19 protein-coding genes, 2 pseudogenes and 1 other annotated feature are annotated in these 19886 nt (G+C 36.6%); of the genes and pseudogenes, 7 read left to right on the top strand and 14 right to left on the bottom strand.

Features of this window, described 5'->3' with window-relative positions; all coding sequences use genetic code 11:
* Positions 1 to 64: 64 nt before the first annotated feature.
* Positions 65 to 1240, top strand: coding sequence for an aminotransferase class I/II-fold pyridoxal phosphate-dependent enzyme (locus QNH24_RS12995; RefSeq protein ID WP_283868025.1), 1176 nt, complete (start codon positions 65 to 67; stop codon positions 1238 to 1240).
* Between the two features lie 78 nt (positions 1241 to 1318).
* On the opposite strand, the gene QNH24_RS12990 is transcribed toward QNH24_RS12995, so the two are convergent.
* Together QNH24_RS12990 and QNH24_RS12985 are read right to left on the bottom strand one after the other, a co-directional pair.
* On the bottom strand, positions 1319 to 2518 hold the full coding sequence (locus QNH24_RS12990; RefSeq protein WP_283868024.1) for an AI-2E family transporter: 1200 nt from the start codon (positions 2516 to 2518) through the stop codon (positions 1319 to 1321).
* A gap of 64 nt (positions 2519 to 2582) precedes the next feature.
* The gene (locus QNH24_RS12985) at positions 2583 to 3533 is read right to left on the bottom strand and encodes an LCP family protein (protein ID WP_283868023.1); all 951 of its coding nucleotides are present in this window, start codon (positions 3531 to 3533) and stop codon (positions 2583 to 2585) included.
* Positions 3534 to 3706: 173 nt separating this feature from the next.
* Here QNH24_RS12985 and msrA point away from each other — a divergent pair, with 173 nt between their 5' ends.
* Positions 3707 to 4228, top strand: coding sequence for a peptide-methionine (S)-S-oxide reductase MsrA (gene msrA, locus QNH24_RS12980; RefSeq protein ID WP_283868022.1), 522 nt, complete (start codon positions 3707 to 3709; stop codon positions 4226 to 4228).
* A 141-nt stretch (positions 4229 to 4369) separates the two neighbouring features.
* Here the strand turns inward: msrA and recQ are convergent, their stop codons facing one another.
* The 5 genes from recQ to QNH24_RS12955 form a co-directional block, all read right to left on the bottom strand.
* Positions 4370 to 6148 (bottom strand): DNA helicase RecQ, encoded by a 1779-nt coding sequence (gene recQ, locus QNH24_RS12975; protein WP_283868021.1) that lies wholly within the window; start codon positions 6146 to 6148, stop codon positions 4370 to 4372.
* An 8-nt stretch (positions 6149 to 6156) separates the two neighbouring features.
* A complete protein-coding gene (locus tag QNH24_RS12970) occupies positions 6157 to 7260 on the bottom strand; it encodes a S1C family serine protease (protein ID WP_283868020.1) in 1104 nt (367 codons plus the stop codon).
* A 245-nt stretch (positions 7261 to 7505) separates the two neighbouring features.
* Complete coding sequence (locus tag QNH24_RS12965) at positions 7506 to 8690, bottom strand: MFS transporter (RefSeq protein ID WP_283868019.1); 1185 nt, start codon at positions 8688 to 8690, stop codon at positions 7506 to 7508.
* A 139-nt stretch (positions 8691 to 8829) separates the two neighbouring features.
* Positions 8830 to 10509, bottom strand: coding sequence for an arginine--tRNA ligase (argS, locus tag QNH24_RS12960; protein ID WP_283868018.1), 1680 nt, complete (start codon positions 10507 to 10509; stop codon positions 8830 to 8832).
* A 46-nt stretch (positions 10510 to 10555) separates the two neighbouring features.
* Positions 10556 to 10774 (bottom strand) — a binding site (T-box leader).
* Between the two features lie 220 nt (positions 10775 to 10994).
* Entirely contained in the window at positions 10995 to 11522 is a 528-nt protein-coding gene (locus QNH24_RS12955; RefSeq protein WP_054771778.1) for a GNAT family N-acetyltransferase, read from the bottom strand.
* Between the two features lie 404 nt (positions 11523 to 11926).
* On the opposite strand from QNH24_RS12955, the gene QNH24_RS12950 reads away from it, so the two are divergent.
* Positions 11927 to 12391: a DUF4429 domain-containing protein gene (locus QNH24_RS12950; RefSeq protein ID WP_283868017.1), complete on the top strand. Its 465-nt coding sequence runs from the start codon at positions 11927 to 11929 to the stop codon at positions 12389 to 12391.
* Positions 12392 to 12431: 40 nt separating this feature from the next.
* Positions 12432 to 12767 (top strand): hypothetical protein, encoded by a 336-nt coding sequence (locus tag QNH24_RS12945; protein WP_283868016.1) that lies wholly within the window; start codon positions 12432 to 12434, stop codon positions 12765 to 12767.
* 310 nt (positions 12768 to 13077) lie between these two features.
* On the opposite strand, the gene QNH24_RS26300 is transcribed toward QNH24_RS12945, so the two are convergent.
* The 3 genes and pseudogenes from QNH24_RS26300 to QNH24_RS26375 form a co-directional block, all read right to left on the bottom strand.
* Positions 13078 to 13254, bottom strand: coding sequence for a contact-dependent growth inhibition system immunity protein (locus tag QNH24_RS26300; RefSeq protein ID WP_353051155.1), 177 nt, complete (start codon positions 13252 to 13254; stop codon positions 13078 to 13080).
* On the bottom strand, positions 13230 to 13442 hold the full coding sequence (locus tag QNH24_RS12940; protein ID WP_430675561.1) for a hypothetical protein: 213 nt from the start codon (positions 13440 to 13442) through the stop codon (positions 13230 to 13232). The genes QNH24_RS26300 and QNH24_RS12940 overlap by 25 nt, the downstream gene beginning before the upstream one ends.
* A 40-nt stretch (positions 13443 to 13482) precedes the next feature.
* A pseudogene (locus tag QNH24_RS26375) lies at positions 13483 to 13533 on the bottom strand (hypothetical protein); the annotation flags it as partial.
* Positions 13534 to 13757: 224 nt separating this feature from the next.
* On the opposite strand from QNH24_RS26375, the gene QNH24_RS12935 reads away from it, so the two are divergent.
* Positions 13758 to 15362 (top strand): ABC-F family ATP-binding cassette domain-containing protein, encoded by a 1605-nt coding sequence (locus QNH24_RS12935; protein ID WP_283868015.1) that lies wholly within the window; start codon positions 13758 to 13760, stop codon positions 15360 to 15362.
* A 121-nt stretch (positions 15363 to 15483) separates the two neighbouring features.
* On the opposite strand, the pseudogene QNH24_RS12930 reads toward QNH24_RS12935, so the two are convergent.
* The 4 genes and pseudogenes from QNH24_RS12930 to QNH24_RS12915 all read right to left on the bottom strand — a co-directional run.
* Positions 15484 to 15663 (bottom strand): annotated as a pseudogene (locus QNH24_RS12930) (amidohydrolase family protein); the annotation flags it as partial.
* Between the two features lie 171 nt (positions 15664 to 15834).
* Positions 15835 to 17070 carry a beta-ketoacyl-ACP synthase II gene (fabF, locus tag QNH24_RS12925; RefSeq protein WP_283872698.1) on the bottom strand — a complete coding sequence of 412 codons (1236 nt, stop codon included), beginning with the start codon at positions 17068 to 17070 and terminating at the stop codon, positions 15835 to 15837.
* A gap of 29 nt (positions 17071 to 17099) precedes the next feature.
* Positions 17100 to 17657, bottom strand: coding sequence for a TetR/AcrR family transcriptional regulator (locus QNH24_RS12920; protein ID WP_283872697.1), 558 nt, complete (start codon positions 17655 to 17657; stop codon positions 17100 to 17102).
* A gap of 82 nt (positions 17658 to 17739) precedes the next feature.
* Positions 17740 to 18210 carry a DinB family protein gene (locus QNH24_RS12915; RefSeq protein WP_283872696.1) on the bottom strand — a complete coding sequence of 157 codons (471 nt, stop codon included), beginning with the start codon at positions 18208 to 18210 and terminating at the stop codon, positions 17740 to 17742.
* Between the two features lie 176 nt (positions 18211 to 18386).
* Between QNH24_RS12915 and QNH24_RS12910 the strand changes: the two genes are divergently transcribed.
* Positions 18387 to 19382, top strand: coding sequence for a S66 family peptidase (locus QNH24_RS12910; protein WP_283872694.1), 996 nt, complete (start codon positions 18387 to 18389; stop codon positions 19380 to 19382).
* A 169-nt stretch (positions 19383 to 19551) separates the two neighbouring features.
* The gene (locus QNH24_RS12905) at positions 19552 to 19764 is read left to right on the top strand and encodes a hypothetical protein (protein ID WP_283872692.1); all 213 of its coding nucleotides are present in this window, start codon (positions 19552 to 19554) and stop codon (positions 19762 to 19764) included.
* Positions 19765 to 19886: the final 122 nt, after the last annotated feature.

Raw genomic sequence — 19886 nt, 5'->3', positions numbered from 1 at the left:
TGTGCTTTAGTATGATAAAATGTGAACTACTATTCTGTTATACAACTATAAGGAGTGTACTAGTTTGAAAATTGTACCGTCTAAAAAAATGTCATTATTCACACCAGCAATCTTTGGAGATTTAAAAAACCATGCCAAGCTTCAGCAAGAAAAAGGCATGAAGATGATTGACTTAAGCTTAGGAAGTCCTGACCTTCCCCCACATGCAAAAATTCGTGAGCATTTGTCCTATAGAGCGGGTTTAGCAGAGTCCTATGGCTATACATTAACGGGTACGCAACGCTTTTACGATGCAGTAAGCCGCTATTATAAACGTCGTAGCAATATAGAGTTAAATCCCGCTTCTGAAATTATTCAAACAATCGGCTCCCAAGAAGGGTTAGTGCATTTACCAATCGCCTTTTGTGATCCAGGTGACATCGTGTTATCGACGAACCCTGCGTACGTTGCCTACGATGCAGGAATTCATCTTGCAGGTGCGACACCCTATTATATGCCTCAAACAGCTGACAACGACTATTTACCAGATTTAGATGCGGTTCCAGAAGAAATTGCCCAAAAAGCAAAGCTATTGATTTTAAATTTACCAGGCAATCCTGTCCCTGCAATGCCATCTTTAGCCTATTTCGAAAAAGTCATTGCTTTTGCTAAAAAATATAACATTATCGTCCTACATGATGCGGCCTACTCCGAGTTTTACTTTACAGGTGATGGCCCGATTAGCTTCCTTGCCGCTCCTGGTGCCAAAGAAGTTGGGATGGAAATTAACTCATTATCCAAAAGCTTTAGCCTTGCAGGTACACGTATCGCTTATATCGCAGGAAACGCTGAGATGATTGCCATTTTAAAGCAATTAAAATCAAATTTAGATTTTGGCATATTTGAGCCAATTCAAGATGCAGCCGTTGTTGCGCTTGATAACGCAGAGGAAATTACAGCAAGCCTTCGAGCAACATTTTCAGAGCGTCATAAAACATTAATGAATGGCCTACGAACGATCGGATGGGATGCGGCTCCTTCAGATGGAGGGATGTTTGTATGGGCGAAATATCCATATGATATTGATTGTACAGAATTAGCCTTTAAGCTAATTGAGCAAGTTGGCGTTGTGACAGTTCCGGGTACGGTATTTGGCTCAGCTGGACAAGGCTATTTACGTTTAGCATTAGTACAGCCAAAAGAAGTGCTACAGGAAGCGGTCAATCAATTAGCGCAAATACAATTAACAGCACAATCTTAAGTCTTGGATTAGGTTTATACCTACCAAAATAAACTCCATAAAAAACAGTTACTGCTTTTTCGCAGTAACTGTTTTTTCTCATACTTCATATTGCTGATGTTCCTCGTCCTCATAACGATTATAACGCTGTTTAAATAGTTTAAATAAATGGCTTACAAGCACTTTAAAGATAGCGTATCCCGGAATTCCTAAAATAACACCTGGTACACCAAATAAAGAACCAGCCGTTAATAAGACAAAAATAATGGTGATTGGATGAATGCTAAGCGATTTCCCCATAATTTGTGGTGAAATAAATTTCCCTTCAATAAGCTGTACCACTGTCCAAACAATTGCGAGCTTAATCAGCATAAACGGTGATGTTACTAAGGCGATAATTACAGCAGGTGTAATCGCAATGACAGGCCCTAAATATGGAACCACACTTGTAATCATTGCAAGGAACCCTAGTAATAAGGCATATTTCATGCCAATAATTAGAAAACCAATTGTTACCATGGCACCAATGCACATCGACACTAAAATTTGACCCTGTATGTAAGAGCTAATTTGCTTGTCCATATCGTGAAAAATTTCATGCACCTCTTTACGCATACGAGGTGGACAGATGTTTAACATAAATTTCGGTAACTTTTCACCATCTTTAAGTAAATAAAATAAAATAAATGGCACCGTTACTAAGGACAGGATAATGCCCGTTAAAGTAGAAAGGAAGCCTGTAATACCAGATGCAACACCCTGTGCTAAGTTCGTTGCTGTATCTTTCACCGTTTCAATTAAATCGGTTGTGACATTCTTAACAACCTCGTCATAGTTAAAGTTTATTTTATCTAAATACTCATTGAAGCGAGAATGTGTTAAGTACTCAACAATATTTTGCGTCAGTGCCATAAAATACCCTGGAAACTCCTGCGCTAAATTTGTAAACTGATCCCGAAGAAACGGATAAACAAGAACTACTAGTAATGTAATGAAACCGATGACAGCGATGTATAAAATCAAAATACCCCAGACTCTTGGGATACGCCAATTTTCTAGAATGCCTAATAATGGACGCAATAAATAATAGGCGATGATGGCAAGTACCCCAGGTAAAATTACTACCTCAAATAATACTTTCAGCGGGGTAAATATAAAAGAAACCTTTTGGAACATGAAAATAACACATGCCAACAATAACAAAGTAATGAGTGTAAAAAATAAGTTTTTCCCACCTAAAAAGCGGATGAACTTAGTCGAAAACAAATTAGACCGCTCTTTTGGTCTTTCTTTTTCCATATACCCACCCCAATCCAAATGCTTTACCTTTATATTACAGGATAATGTTGACTTATGCGAACCATCACTCCAGCTTCATACCCAAAAATTCACTTAAAAAGGCTTTATTTTTCTCAACATCAATAACGATTGAATCCCCTGCATGACTAAAGCTCTTGAATTGATAGCTTCCTTCAATTGGGATAGTGGCCTTTTCAATTTTGACCTTCCCTTTTGACACCATTTTTAGTACCTGCTGAATTTCCCCAGAGGAGGAATAATCCGTTGTGACATACCCTTGTGCTGCTCCAACAAACTTTGGTAAGTTCAAAATATTTTGAGGTGCTAACACTTCATTCTTTAAGGCTTCAATGACCTTTTGCTGACGCGCCACACGACCAAAATCACCCTCTGCATCGTGTCGGAAGCGAGCATAGCCAAGTAATTCTTTCCCGTTTAGGTTATGCACACCCTGCTTTAAGGCAACACCTATCTTTTCAGACATATCTTTTTCAACATCTATTTCAACTCCATTTGGCGCTAAAATATCTACAAGTGATTCAAAATTTTTAAAATCTATAATGGCATAATGATGAATGGGAAGACCAAACATATTGCTAATTGTTTCCTTTAATAATTGCACACCACCTAAATAATAAGCTGTATTGAGCTTATATGATTGGTAGCCGGGAATATCTGCATATATATCCCTCATTAATGATACTAGCTTGACATTATTTGTTTTTTTATCCCAGGACAAAACCATCATTGTATCCGTACGTGATTTTTCCTCCCCACGACTATCAATGCCTAATAATAAATAATTTTCAATATCTCCTTTAACTGTATCACCGCTAAAATCCTCTTGCGCGACTTTTGTGTCATTTGCTAGCTCAAGTCCGCTTCGATATTGCATCACTGAATAACCAACTAGAACTATGATACATAGCAATAGCAATGAAAATAATGCCCTTCCTTTACGCAATCGACGTTTTTTGGGACGTTGTGAGCGTCTTGTATACTCTTGCTCTTCCATATTGCATAACTCCTCTATTGTAATATAGTTATTGTAACGATTCACCATAAGGAAAGTTTCATTAAAATATTGTGTCTCCTACAATTATCCATCTACTCGTTATTTTACACCGAAAGTGTCGGTAGAGAGCAAAATAATGCTATAATATTTTCACGTTAGAAAGGATGATAACTATGATAGAAAAAGCTACATTTGCTGGCGGTTGTTTTTGGTGTATGGTCAAGCCATTTGTTGAATGGGATGGCATACATAAGGTTACTTCAGGTTATATGGGTGGCCATTTAGAAAATCCTACTTATGAGGATGTTAAAAAAGGCAATTCTGGCCATTTAGAGGTAGTAGAAATTGAATTTGACCCTAGCATCTTTAGCTATGAGCAGCTTCTAGATATCTACTGGATGCAAATTGATCCTACAGATGCTTATGGCCAATTTCATGACCGTGGTGAATCCTATACAACCGCAATTTTTACCTATTCCGAAGAACAAAAACACATCGCCGAAGCATCCAAAGAGAAATTAGCAAAAAGTGGACGCTTTGATAAGCCTATTGTAACCACAATTCGCGATGCTCAACACTTTTATCCTGCAGAAGATTATCATCAGGATTATTATGAAAAAGAGCCTGAGCATTATCAAAAGGACCGAGCAATTTCGGGTAGAGATCAATTTATTTCAGAGCATTGGAAAAAATAAATGTAGACTAGTATCTTTGCCGGGTATGGAGTCAAAAAGAGACTATTACAAAATTTAATATCAGAAAAGCGTGAGAAATCAACGTTCTGATTTCTCACGCTTTTTTGTTTTGAGCAACAAGCCCTAGCCACGCGATTCAAACTAAATATTGGATGCTTCCTTCAAGAACGATTGGAGTGCCTCGAAGAATCGTTTGCCGTATTTTTCAAACTTTACTTCACCAATTCCACTCACACGTCGTAAGCCTTCAAGCTCCATTGGCTTTTGCTCGCATAATTCTCGTAATGTTTTATCAGAGAATACCACAAATGGTGGTACTTGTTCCTCATCTGCAATCTGTTTTCGCAATGCTCTTAAATGCTCAAATAGCGGATCATTGTCTGCCAACTTACGTACAATAACAGCTTCTTTTCGCATAACCTTGCGATTGCCAAGTAAAACCGCCTTGCCTTCCTCTGATACATAGATAGTTGGATACGTACCGTGCTTAACGGCTAGTAATCCTTCCGCAATTAAAAATTCAATAAAACTAGAGACATCTTTTGAAGAGTATTGCCCTTTTAAAATGCCATAAGTAGACAACCGTGCAAAGCCAAATTCCGTCATCTTTTGATTTTTGGAGCCAATTAGCACCTGAGCCACCATTGTCTTGCCAAATTTTTGCCCCATCCGTACGACACAGGCTAGCACCTTTTGCGCATCCACCGTTACATCCTTGACCTCTCGCCCATCATTACAATTACCGCAACGACCACATGGCTCTCCTGCCTTTTCACCAAAATAGAGGAGAATTGCATTTTGTAAACACCCCTCTGTATGACAGTAATCCACCATCGTTTGTAGCTTTACTAGTTCCTGGGTAATTCGGGATTCATCCTGTGTCTGTTCAATTAAGAAACGCTGAGTTTGAACATCCCCTGATGCATACAGTAAAATGCAGGCACTTGGTAAACCATCGCGTCCTGCTCGCCCAGCTTCCTGATAATAGCTTTCCATATTGCGTGGCATTTGATAGTGAACAACGAAACGTACATTACTCTTGTCTATCCCCATGCCAAATGCGTTAGTCGCCACCATTATACGCGCCTCATCTTTTAAAAAACGTTCCTGCTCTGACATGCGCATCTCCTCTGCTAGTCCAGCATGGTACTTTGCAACAGATTCTCCAGAACGACTTAAGACATCATATATTGCATCCACAGCCTTTCGAGTGGCAGCATAAATAATGCCCGCTTCCAGCTTGTTCTTTGTGAGGTAATTTTTAATATAACGTTCTTTGTTTTCACCGATCAATACTGAAAAAGCTAGGTTATCTCGCGCAAATCCTGTAATAACCGCTGATTGCTCGTCAATCTCTAATAACTGTCTTATATCCTCACATACAGCTGGCGTTGCTGTAGCTGTAAGGGCTAAGACTGTTGGCTTTTGTGGCCACAATGTAAATAATTTTTGGATCGCTCGATAACTTGGTCTAAAATCATGTCCCCATTGAGAAATACAGTGGGCTTCGTCTACAGCTAATAGCGGTACTGACAAATAGGATAGTGCCTGTAAAAATGCAGCACTTTCCAATCTCTCTGGTGCAATATAAAGAAGCTTTAAATAACCCGCACTTGCAAGCTGCATTGTTTCATCCACTTCTTGTATAGATAAGGTACTGTTAATATAAGCTGCTGGTATATTTGCCGCACGTAATGCTTCCACCTGATCTTGCATAAGAGAGATAAGAGGGGATATCACAAGCGTTAAGCCCTCCAGCATAAGAGCTGGAATTTGATAGCAAATTGATTTGCCACCGCCTGTTGGCATTACACAAAGACTTGATTGTCCTTGTAATGTTTGCTGAATAATTTGTGCCTGTCCATCACGGAATGAATCATAGCCAAAATGATGTTGTAGCATTTGTCTTGCTTGCTCCATCCAACTTTTCACTCCTCAGTAGTTAAACGAATAAGCTTATACTCGCCCTGTTCATTTTTTATCATTTCATAAAGCATCTTCGAATTTGCAAGTGCCTCCTGACCTGCAGAATTCGTCAGTAAATATTCTGTTTTTGCACGCACAACCAAACGCTGATCTATCACTTCAATGTTTTTTATAGTAGTCTTGGAAAAATTAATTTTCGCCTGTTTAGAGGCATAGTAAGAGACCATATTTTTCAAAGTATCCTGTAAATCGTCTGCTCCAACAATAGATTTCATTACACTAGCGTCTTGAATATCGACAGCTGCCTTTAAATGCTTATGAAATACATCTAAAAATTGCTTAATTTCATCTTCATTATAAGCAAAAATATTTTTTCCATACTTTTCAATCACCTGCGTTACAGCAGCTTGATCCCCTTTTTCTATATAGGGGTACAAATTTTTGGATTGAGATAGTCGATCACTAACTCTCATTCCTTCTTCAATCCATTCATCTACTAGTTGAGTTATGTCTTTAAATGGCAATATGTATGGCTGTGAAACTTCGTTTTGTTGACGATTAAAGTAGATCCCTACAAATTCACCATTCTCTGCCTCCAATACAGGACTCCCTAGGGGTAATGGTTGTTCTACATCTATATAATAAGCAGCGATTTTATCACTATATTTATGGATAATGTGTGGCAATCCATCGACATAAACTGAGAGCTTATTTAAATCTCCCTTATATACTGTTGGTACCTTTACAGAGGTTTTATAGGATACTTGTAAGATGGCGATATTATGTGCTGTAGACATATAATGTATAGTCGCTTCCATAAGCTTATTATTCGCAAACTCAACGAGGGCAATTGGCTTAGAGGCTACGAGTGCCCCATTTGTAACTATATAAAGCTTATCTTGATCCTGCCTAATAATAAGTCCTGCACCAATACCGTTTTCACCAACAACTTTTACCTCTGGCACTATTTTCTCTTCCTGTTTTGTTACCGCTTTTTCTGATTTTGTCTCTGCTTTTTTTGCCTCAAACAGTTCTGCCACTGTTTGATTACTACAGCCTGTTAATAAAATAGCTGTCGCACCCAAAATGAGCATCTTCTTCCGCATAGCTTCACCAATACTTTCTTTCTGCTTCTTTCATTATCTATCATAAACAAGGTTTATTTACGTTTCAAGTTTACATAATAATATTATTATGTACATTATATTATAAACATATTGGCTGCTTCTTTTAATCAATTCCTTGTACCTATAAAAATTGTTTCTTTTAAAACTTTGTTATGAAAATTGACTTATAAATCGTAGCAAAAATAATTTTTAAAAAAAGACATGCTTAAACAATTTCACATGCCTTAGAGAGAACTTTTCTTTAAACGATAAGTTGTTGCCATAATGGCAATCATAATGATCATGAAAATAGCAAAAGTCACTGTATGATTACCAGTAATATCATAGCAATAGCCGATTACAATTGGAATGATGGCGCTTATTATAAATCCGCCAGACAACACCATAGACGACCAACTATTGGCCTCCTCATTGGTTTCTGCCTCATCCAATGGCAATAAAAGTCCAATTGGAAATAAACCACTTAATGTGATACCGATAATAAACACCGCCATTAATAGCAACTTACCTGAGCCTACCCATAATAATGCAAATCCTAATATACCTAAAATACCTAAAGCAAAAAGCCAAGTTAAACGACTTGTCCATTTTTCCATTAGTATCGGAACTACTATGTTGCCAATCATTTGTATAAAAGACATAAATGTTAAAATGGAGCTTGCTTCACCGAGTGAATAGCCCTTATCCTGCAAAATTGGTACCAACCAGGACATCACTGAAAAAAATAGTGATGTTTGTAAGCCAAAATAAATTAGAATTGTCCAAGCTCTGAAGCTTTTCCATGGATTTCGTATTAAATGTTCAGAGTTTTCATCTTTCCCTGATAGCTTCTGCTCCTCTTTTTGTACTAACAGATACCACATTATCAGGGCGCTGAGTGCTAGAATTGACCAGCTACCTAGAGCTATCGTCCAGCTACCATCAAAATGACGATAAAAAGTTACGGTTAGTGCTGCACTTAGTGTTGCGCCTGTTCCTATTCCAAATGAATAAATTCCGACAACTGTAGTGAATCGAGTCGGAAATTTCTTCTTGATGTAGGCATTTAGCATTGGACCAATAAGCGCAATCGCAAATCCTGCAAGAAAGCTTGTAACTACAAGTAAACCATAACTTTCTTTTAAAAAACGTAATCCATTTGCTAAGGCAAGAAGAAGAATTAAGAGTGTAATAGCTGTTTTCGTGCCCATTTTTTTTTGTAATGGTACAGCAATGGGTGCAAAGAGCCCCATACAAAATACTGGTATAGATGTTAAAAAACTCATTTTTGTATTCGATATATGTAATGACTCTAATAAAACATTATAGAGTGGTCCAATTGCAGTTACTGCTGGACGCATATTGAGGGCAATGAAAAAAATACATACAACCATTAGCACCGAGGAAGCCTTCCATTGCTTATTTATCATATTTGTTTAACCTTCTCTCTAATCTATAAATTTTACCATTATTGTCAGACCTCCGATTTCTTTCTATTCTCTTTTATCATTTTTTCCAGTACTGGTCAATTTAAATAACATCTACCACAGTGTAGTAGATGTGCTTCGTTTACATTTTCTTTGGTGCTGCAATACCCAATAATGCTAATGATTCTTTTAAAATGATAGCGACACATTGACAGAAAGCTAATCGTGAGCCTCTAATATGAGCTTCAGCTAATATTTTATTTTGAGCATAGTATTTATTAAATAAACGAGCTAAGTGTAAGGCATATCTAGCAATTTGTGACGGATCCGCCTGCTCAAAAGCATTGGAAATTACTTTTGGAAACTGTTCTAGTAGTAAAACAACTGGCCATGCTTGGTCACCCAACTTTTCAAAAGATACTTCATTTCTTTGTTCATTAATTTTTTCCAAGAGGGATGATATACGTGCATAAGTGTATTGAACATATGGACCTGTTTCCCCTTCGAAATTCATCATTTGCTCAAGAGAAAACTCTATATCATGTAGACGATCATTTTTTAAATCATTAAATATAACCGCTCCAACACCAACTTGATAGGCAACACTATCTTTCTGCTCTAGCTTTGGATTTTTTTCCTCAATATTGCGTTTTGCTGTAGTAATCGCTTCTTTCAGCACCTCACCTAATAAAACAATTTTGCCTTTACGAGTTGACATTTTTTTACCGTCTTTTAGAATCATCCCAAAAGGTACATGCGTTAAATCTTTTGCCCATCCATATCCCATTTTTTCTATTACCCTAAATAATTTTTTAAAATGTAGGGACTGTTCATTGCCAACCACATAAAATATTTTTTTAGGGTCATAGTGCTGTTTACGATAGAAAGCAGCTGCCAAATCACGAGTCGCATAAAGTGTCGCACCATCTGTTTTAGTAATTAAACAAGGTGGCATATGTTCAACTTCCACAACAAATGCCCCATCAGATTTTATAAGTAGCTCTTTTTCTTCTAGTTCCTTGACAACCGTTGCCATTTTGTCGTTGTAGAAGGCTTCACCGTTGTATGAATCAAAGTGAATTCCAAGAAGTTGATAGATAGTATTGAATTCCTCTAATGATACATCTCTAAACCATTGCCATAGAGCTAATGCTTCTTCATTCCCATCCTCCAACGCTTTAAATGCAGCACGTGCCTCCTCATTAAGGGATTCATCCTGATCAGCTTCTTCATGGAATTTCACATAAATTTTTAATAATTCTTCAATCGGCGCATTCGCAATCGATTGTTGATTGCCCCATCGTTTATAGGCAACAATTAATTTACCAAATTGTGTTCCCCAGTCCCCTAAATGGTTGATACGGATTGCTTGATAGCCATTTTTTTCGGCAATATTAGCTAAAGCATTGCCAATTACAGTAGAACGTAAATGCCCCATAGAAAATGGCTTCGCGATGTTAGGAGAAGAAAAATCAATGACAATATTCCCTTTTGATTCCTGCTGACTTCCATATAAATGTTGTTCTATTAATATTTTAGTAAGCACCTGTTTTGTAACGATTGACTGATTAAAAAATATATTGACGTATCCTCCTATTACTTGAACATCCTTTATGATTTCACATGTCAAATTGTTTTTTATCTCTTCAGCGATACTGTTAGGTGATTTTTTACATTTTTTAGCAAGAGTAAAGCACGGAAAAGCTACATCTCCTAGCTCCGATTTTTTTGGTTTTTCAAATAAATGTTGAATTTCTTTCTCTGTGAGCTGATCCTTTAATGCAACAGCAATGCTTTTGGCTATTTGTTCCTTCATATTCATTTCATCTTCCTCCTCTAAATAAATTAAAAAAGCTCCCGTCTCTAATAATAGAGACGAGAGCATATTTATCCCGCGGTACCACTCTAGTTGCCATTCCAAATGACCACTTTCCATTGTTAACGAGGTGACTCCCCGATATTCTCTACTTCTTTTTCGAGAACCTTCTCCAAAGTGCGTTTCATTTACGGCTCCTGCATTAGGCTTCCACTATCCCTAATTCGCTTTCCAGTTATCCATAAACTACTCTCTTTTTCATTGAATTTAACTGTAATTTCAAAATATTTTACAGTAGCTATAAATGAAAGTCAACTTTTGGTTTAAAGAATACTTAGTGAGACAGCTTATATTCTGTTCATGGTCCGCAGTATTTCAATAGTAGGACATTGCGGTGAGAAAATAATAGCAAATTAACTACATCCATCACGGGTGATCTTTTACGGAATATTTAACTAAAGCACCCCTAAAGTGCAATAAAATAACTAAATTTATTTCTGCAAATCAGAGGGTAACATTCCATATACAATACTATCTGTCCATTCATTTTTATTCCAAAAATCTTGTATGAAATGGGCTTCCTTTCTCATGCCTAATCGTTCACACAATTTTTGTGAAGCTGTATTCCGTGCATCAAGATTAGCCTGTATACGATGTACATTAAATTCATCAAATAATTTATAGACCAAACTACTTACTGCTTCTGTTGCCAAACCTCTCCCAGCTACTTCATTTGAAAAACTATAACCAATCTCAACAGTGTCTTTCATATCTGTATACCATACGGATAAATCACCAACTACTTTAGTCTTGTATATAACTGCCAAACTTAACATTGATTCATTAGTGAGTACACCGTTTGCTAGCTTCTTATTAAATCTTTCCTGCATATCCTCATGAGTCCACTTATTATGTAATAGGAACTTACATGTATCATCATTATTATAAATAGCAAATACATCCTGTAAATCCGTACTCTTAAAAGGTCTAATTATTAATCTTTCTGTTGTAATTTCCAAGTTAGCTCGCCTCCCTTACATTCATTCTACAAAATAAAACAAAGACCCTCAATGTTTGGGAACCAAGTAAAAAACCTATACGCCCCTACAAGTACGACTCTTTTGATATTTCTAGCCAATTTCAATATTATTAATGTTAGAGATAGATAAAATATAAATGAGGATATCAAAATGAATAAACTAGAACAAACAACCCAAAAATTACTGGCGCTGGCTATACGATTGAGGAAATTAAAGCAGCCTTTGAGGAAGTAATTGAACAAGGTAAACGGTCCAAAACAGATTGTGAGACAGATATTAATTACAGTTGTCTGTTTTTATTTTCATATTTAATACTGACACAATTTGGGCTATTTGGTATAGTTTATTTCATAGAAACAAACTTCAAAGGAGGAAATCTAGTTATGTCAAAAGTATATGAGTTTAAATCTAATGGAAAATTCACTGTAACTGTGGATGACTACAACGTAAAAATTCAATCTAAAGGTTTTTCAAACTTCATTAACAAAGGCGGTTCAAAAGGAGAAAAATCAATTCCTATTAAATCGATTACTGCCATCCAATTCAAAGAGCCCGGACTCACTACTGGATATATTCAGTTTGCTTATTCCGGATCTAGTGAAACAAAAGGTGGAACAATGGCAGCTGTAAAAGACGAGAATTCAATCACATTTGTAAAAAAAGAATTAAAGCAAGCACGAGAAATGGTAGATTTGATTGAATCAAAACGTCATGCTGATTCGACTACTGCTCAATCTACAGCTGTAAGTGCCGCAGATGAAATTATTAAAATGAAAGAACTACTAGATGCAGGGATTTTAACACAAGACGAATTTGAAGCAAAGAAAAAGCAATTGTTAGGGATATAAGTCACTCAAAATGAGTGGCTTTTTAGATAAGGAGGATTAAATGATTAAAATACATACATTAAAAAACTTACAACAACGTGATGTTTTTGAATTCATGCGCGGTGATTTTAAAAATGAACATTGGCATGAATCTTCAATTTTTTTAACAGAAGAGGCATTTGCTTTTTTACATCTACATATATATAAAGTTTTACCGAATTTTAATTATTTTGGTCCAAATTCAGTTAACCTTAAACAATGGAATCAAATCGCTTTCATTGCATGTACTTTAAATAATTCAATGGACATCGATTTCATCCGTTTTTTTAACAAAATAGATGATTGGGTACAAAAAAATTTCGAAGAGCACACTTGTTTCTCGATTTGTGGTCCATAGCAATTTTATAAAATTTAATATTCACCACAACACAAAAAGACCAGGCACTCATTTTTGAAGTGAGTCCTGAACAATTGTTTATATGTGTCAAACGTCTAAAATTGATCACCAAAATTAACACATATTATATTTTCTTCATTATGAATCATCCTGATTACATTGTAACCTTGTTCTTGCAATAGATTTAGGGCAATTTCATCTGTTAATTTCTCATGTTCTTCGTGAGTCAAAATAAGCTAGATAAACCTATAATCGCTAAATCATCTGGTTTACGTTTGAATAAAACGTACTGCCACTATTGTTCTGTAACTTATGACATCCACCACCTTTTACAGATATTTCTACATAACATGGTGAATGTTAACGGATCTTCATGTAAAATTTCAACAACCTTCTTAATTGCTAACTCTTCCAAAATGTTCTGTTCTGACATTCTAATAACATCTAACGTTGATAACTCTTTTACCTGTTTTTTATAAAATTCCATGTACCATTGTTCCAAGCTATAATCGTCATTACTGTATGGGGCTGGCAAATTATAACTTCACCAATTGTCATGCCTATAGACATTTTTTTAATACCTCCATATAAAAAAAATAAATCTTCAATTTTTTTAATATATGTGTTTACTTTATCTAATGCCTCTTGTAGTAATTTACGCTCAGATTCATTCATATTCTGATTCTTTAACGACCCTTCTATTCGTTTTTCAATTTTATTTAAAACCTTTATATAAATCCTTTATTTCTTTTAAATGATTCCAGTATCCACCACCTGGTTTAGGTACAGGATTTCCTTATAAATCTCGAAGAGTACCCCAGAAATCCTTTTCTGTCAGATGGTCTTCTATATTGTTATTCAAAGTTTCTAAATTTCTTTTTGTGCTCTTGATAATTTAAATGATGCTAAACCTTGATTTAATAATGTTTATAGACTATGGTACATATTTCATGCTATACTAGAGCCATTGTGAAAAAAGGAGGAACTTGCATGATTCAAGTAAGTAATGTAGGTCTTCGCTATGGCGATCGTAAACTATTTGAAGACGTAAATATAAAATTCACACCGGGGAATTGCTACGGTTTAATCGGGGCAAATGGTGCCGGTAAATCGACATTCTTAAAAATTCTTTCTGGTGAAATTGAAGCACAGGAAGGTCATGTATCAATGGGTAAGGACGAACGTTTATCTGTCCTTAAACAAAATCACTTTGAATACGATGAGCATACAGTTCTTGATACGGTCATTATGGGTAACAAACGCCTATATGATGTGAAAACTGAAAAAGATGCAATTTATGCAAAGGAAGATTTTAGTGATGAGGATGGCATGCGTGCAGCTGAGCTGGAAGGTGAATTTGCAGAGCTAAACGGTTGGGAAGCTGACTCAGAGGCAGCAACATTATTAAACGGTTTAGGTATCTCAGATGATCTTCACTATATGCTAATGGGCGATCTTGAAGGCTCTGATAAAGTCAAAGTATTACTTGCACAAGCACTATTTGGTCAGCCGGATGTTCTATTACTCGATGAGCCTACCAACCACCTTGACTTAAAAGCTATCCAATGGTTAGAAGAGTTTTTAATTAACTTTGAAAATACTGTTATTGTTGTATCCCATGACCGTCACTTCTTAAATAAAGTGTGTACACATATTGCGGATTTAGACTTCTCTAAAATCCAATTGTATGTTGGGAACTATGACTTCTGGTATGAATCTTCTCAATTAGCGCAAAAAATGGCGCAAGACCAAAATGCCAAAAAGGAAGAGAAAATTAAAGAATTACAAGCGTTTATCGCTCGTTTCTCTGCAAACGCTTCTAAATCAAAACAGGCAACATCTCGTAAAAAAATGCTGGATAAAATTGAGCTAGATGATATTAAACCTTCAAGCCGTAAATACCCATTCATCAACTTCCAAATCGGCCGTGAAATTGGGAATGATGTATTAACTGTTGATGGACTAACAGCAAGTCAAGAAGGCGAAACGTTATTTAAAGACATTCGCTTCTCTATGAATAAAGAAGATAAAATTGTTTTACTTGGTAGTCCAATGGCAAAAACAGCGCTTCTTGACATCTTAATGGAAGAAAAGGAAGCGGACGCAGGTACATTCAAATGGGGCGTGACTACTTCTCAAAGCTATTTTGAAAATGATCACGATAAATATTTTGAAGGCTCGGAAAAAACATTAGTAGATTGGCTTCGTCAATATTCTCCAGATGATGAAACAGAAAGCTTCCTACGTGGCTTCCTAGGTCGTATGCTATTCTCTGGTGAAGAAGTGAAAAAATCCCCTTCCGTACTATCAGGGGGAGAAAAAGTACGTTGTATGCTATCTAAAATGATGCTTGCAACAGCAAACGTTATTTTATTAGATGAACCAACGAACCATCTTGACCTTGAATCGATTCAGGCACTAAATGAAGGACTTATGCGCTTTAAAGGTGCAATGCTCTTTACATCACATGACCATCAATTTATCCAAACAATTGCGAACCGTGTCATCGAAATCCGTGAAGACGGCTCGATTTTAGATAAGCAATTAACATATGATGAATTCTTAGAGTGGAAAGATAGCCAAGGTTTAAGCTAATTCCACATAAAATCCTCTACCGTAAGCCTTGGTAGAGGATTTGTTTATTTAAAATACCATTGAAGAGCATTTTTATAAAGGATCTTATCAGCAGCCTGTTCATCAAAAAGCTGTTGAATACTTTCAACAAGTATTCCTGGTCAAATCCTTGAAACGATCCTGATACAATCGCCCCACCCAAGACGTTGAATTCAGTAGTTTCATTTTGATAATCTTCGACAATAAAGTTTGGAGGTGTGTATCCCTGGTTTTCTTTTATCGGAAAATCAATAATATGAAAATGTGCATCAAAAATTCTCATCTTCCATCTCCCCTTCTATACCTAAATTTAACCCATAATGAACATAAGCATAAATATGAATTTTCACTACAAAATCATAAGAAAAACTTATTGACGAATGACACATAAAAAGATGGCATGAACATCCAATTTCATACCATCCTTTAATGAATCATCTATTTTTTTTACTACCTATTCCTCAAACTTTTTAAAAGCCAATACTGCATTATGGCCACCAAAACCGAAGCCATTAGACAAGGCTAGATTGACTGGTTGATGTATCGCCTCGTTTGGCACATAATTTAAATCACATTCTGGATCTGGTGTTTCATAATTGATTGTTGGAGGTACAATACTGTCCATTATACTTTTTAAGGTAATAACAGCTTCTATCCCTCCAGCTGCCCCAAAGAGGTGACCTGTCATAGATTTTGTAGAACTTACCTTTAAGTGATAGGCATGTTCACCAAAAACGCTTTTTATTGCCCTTGTTTCAGATCTATCTCCCTCTGGTGTACTAGTACCGTGTGCATTAATATAATCAACAGCTGACAAATCTATATCAGCCATTTTTAAGGCTAGATTCATCGCATTTGCCGCCCCTGTAAAATCAGGGGATGTAATATGATAAGCATCTGTTGTTACGCCATAGCCTACAATTTCACCGAGAATTGTTGCACCTCTTTTTTTCGCATGTTCATATTCCTCCAGAAATACTACACCTGATCCTTCTGACATCACAAATCCATCGCGATGGCTGTCAAATGGACGACTTGCCTTTGTTGGCTCATCGTTCCTTGTAGACATGGCTTTCATACGAGAGAAACCAGCAAAGCTAAGGGGATTAATTGGCGCCTCTGCTCCTCCTGCCAAAATCCCATCTGCATAACCATGTCTAATATTTAAGAAAGCCTCTCCAATTGCTTGATTCCCCGTTGCACAGGCTGAAACTGGTGAAAAGCTTGGGCCTTTAAAGCCCGTTTTTATCGCTATAATACCTGCGGCCATATTGCTAATCATCATGGGTACCATAAAGGGAGAAACCTTACGTGGACCATTATCCAGCATGTTTTGATGATTTGCTAAAATAGTATCAATGCCTCCAATACCTGAGCCTATATAAACGCCTAAACGAGTTTGATCAATACTCCCCATATCTAAGTTTGCTTGCTCCAAAGCTTGCTGTGCAGCAGCAAGTGCATATTGAATAAAGACATCATATTTACTAATTTCTTTTTTATCCATATACTGAGCGGCATCAAAATAAGTGATGTATCCTGCAATTTGGGTAGAAATAGTAGAAAATTCCTCTGATTGTAGTTTTTTTATTCCTGACTTTCCTTCTGTAATATTTGTCCATAAAGCTTGCACTGAATTACCTAATGGTGAGACTACACCATATCCTGTTATTACTACTCTTCGTACCATGAATGACTCTCCTTCACTTTTTCCATGAATTATTGTAAATGTCCCTTTAATTGGTCAAGCATTTTAGTAAAGAAGCTTTCCCCTAATACGCGCTTATATTGCAGTGCTCCTTTCGTACTTGCAATAAGCATAATTGCCAGTGCCTCCAAATCCTCAGTCGTTTGTAACGAGCCCTTTTGCTTTGCATCTTTCAGTAAATCTACAAAGCAATCGATTTCCATTTGACTGAGTTGTTGAATTTTTTCCTGCATTTGCAATGGTAAATCATTATAATCTGCCTGTAATGCAGAAATCGGGCAAACACCGTCCTGTTCTAGAAATTTGACTCGTTGTAAAATAAAGGCGAAAGGCTTTTCTTCAGCATTAATAGCTGCTTCTTTAATAGTTGTATAGGCCCCCTCAAGTCCATTTTGAATCCTTTCGCAAACAGCAATCCCCAAGTCTCCTTTCTTTTCAAAATGGTAATGAATGCTTGCTTTTGTGACGCCTAATTCTTTAGCTAAATCATCATAACTAAAAGCTGAAAATCCCTTTTCTTGAATTTTTTTCAAGGCTAATTCGATAATTTGTAATTTACGATTTGTCATGGCTATATACTAACTTACTAGTAGGTAAGTGTCAAACAAAAAAAGCAGCAGACCAAAATATGTTTGTCTGCTGCCTTATATTTTATTGCATTTCCTTTGTCGGTCCCATCACACCTGGCACTGGGAGACCTGCTTGTCGTAGCAGCACAGTCATCTGTCCACGATGATGTGTTTGATGATCGATTAATACACGTAATAATGCGCCTCTTTGGGTTGGACCTGCAAAGCCCTTTACTTCCTCGACTAAATCTTCATCTGATAGCTTTACTGCTTCCTCTTTAATACTATTTGCTATTTTTTCGTAAGCCGCTACAATCTCAGCAGCTGTAGCTGGAATAGGATCTTCTTGTCGAATCATCGGCACCTTTAAACCTGCTAAATAACTAAAGTAACCTGCCGCGCCAACTAAATGCCAACCTAACCAACCAAGTGTACTATGGCCTTCCACGATGCTTTGTCCTAGCTTGTCATCCGTTACCGCCTTTAATACTTGAATTGTCCCTGGAGATGCTGCTGTCCAATCATTTAAAAAATCATCTACTAGTCGATACATTATGATGCCCCCCATTTTTGGTAATTTCATTTCTATCATAGTAAATTCTAAACTCTCTTACAAGTTTCTGATATATAGTTTACATAATAATATTATTATGTAAATCATTCTAGCCCATTAAATTGTAAAATCATGTATAATAGCCTTGTCTGATAAAAAATAGAAAGAGGTATTTTATGTTTTCCCCTTTAAAAAAAGGCGATATGATCGGCATATACTCGCCTTCCAAACCAGCTACTGTAACAGCAAAAGCTCGCTATGAACGTGGAAAGAAGCGTCTGGAAGCACTTGGCTTAATCATTCGTGAGGGTTCTTTAACAGGCAAAGATGATTTTTATCGCTCTGGTACCCCGAAGGAACGTGCTCAAGAATTCAATGCCCTTCTACGTGATCCTCAAGTAAAAATGATTTTACCGACAATGGGCGGTACAAACGCTAATAGTATGTTGCCTTATTTGGATTATCAAGCATTTCGGCAAAATCCAAAAATGCTTGTAGGTTTATCTGATGTGACCGCTATATTACTTGGAATGTATGCAAAGACGGAAATCCCTGTTTTTTACGGTCCTTCTGTTGCTTCAACATTCGGTGAATTTCCGCCATTTGTGCAATATACGCAACAATATTTTAAAAATTTATTTATGCATTCTCTACCCATTCCCTACGATATGCCAGTGCCACCAATTTGGACAGATGACCGACTAAATCGGTTAGAAAAAACTTCTGAAAAAACACAACATCCGAATTCTTGGATTACGGCCCAGTCTGGTGTTGCTGAAGGACGTCTAATAGGTGGAAATATCAATACAATGTACGGTTTTATTGGAACCCCCTTTTTTCCACAAATAAAAGAAGGAGATATTTTATTGCTTGAGGATACATCCAAAACCATTGCAGTTGTCGAGAAAAACTTTACTATGCTTAAATTACATGGCGTTTTTGACAAAGCTGCTGCAATCATTTTAGGCAAACATGAACAATATGACGATTTAGGAACTGGGAGAAAACCTTTTGAAGTCCTGCTAGAGGTTCTTGATGGTAACAATATTCCTATTATTGCGGAAGTCGATTGCTGCCACACCCACCCTCTCCATGCGATACCAATTGGTTTACGTATACGTGTTGATGCATCAAAAAAACAAATTAGCTTTTTAGAAAGCTGGTATTCATAACATTCGTATTCCGTTAAACTTCACGTATAATGAAGGAAAAAAGCTGAAAGAGTTTGCCTATGAGACAACAAGCTACTTATATTTCTCTTGCACTATTAATCATTGGCTGTAGCGACGTAAGCAATGTTAAGTTGGTGATAAAACACCTGTAGTTTTAAAGATTTATCGAATGACAGATATGGCTATTGAGCTTGTCTATAAGGAAGTGTTAGATGATAATTCCAAACTACCTTCCTCACATGAAGTAGCTTCATGGCCAGTGATGGAAACTATTTTACAAAAGCCCTTAACAGGGGTCATCGTTTCAATGGCTGGACAATCCAATCATCGACTGCTTCACTTACAGTTGGCATTACCGATTATCATGATGTTATTCAGCTAACATGTACTGTTGATACGCTAACGACTACAAAATATTTTGCCAAAAACATTGGACTAATCCGTATAGAGGACATGATGGTGACGATTTATTATTACGTCGACCTTACAGAAAATCGAGTCAGA

Source organism: Lysinibacillus pakistanensis (assembly GCF_030123245.1).
Classification (GTDB): Bacteria; Bacillota; Bacilli; order Bacillales_A; family Planococcaceae; genus Lysinibacillus; species Lysinibacillus pakistanensis.
Note: the sequence above shows the minus strand (reverse complement) of the source record. Positions and strands in the feature narration are given on the sequence as shown.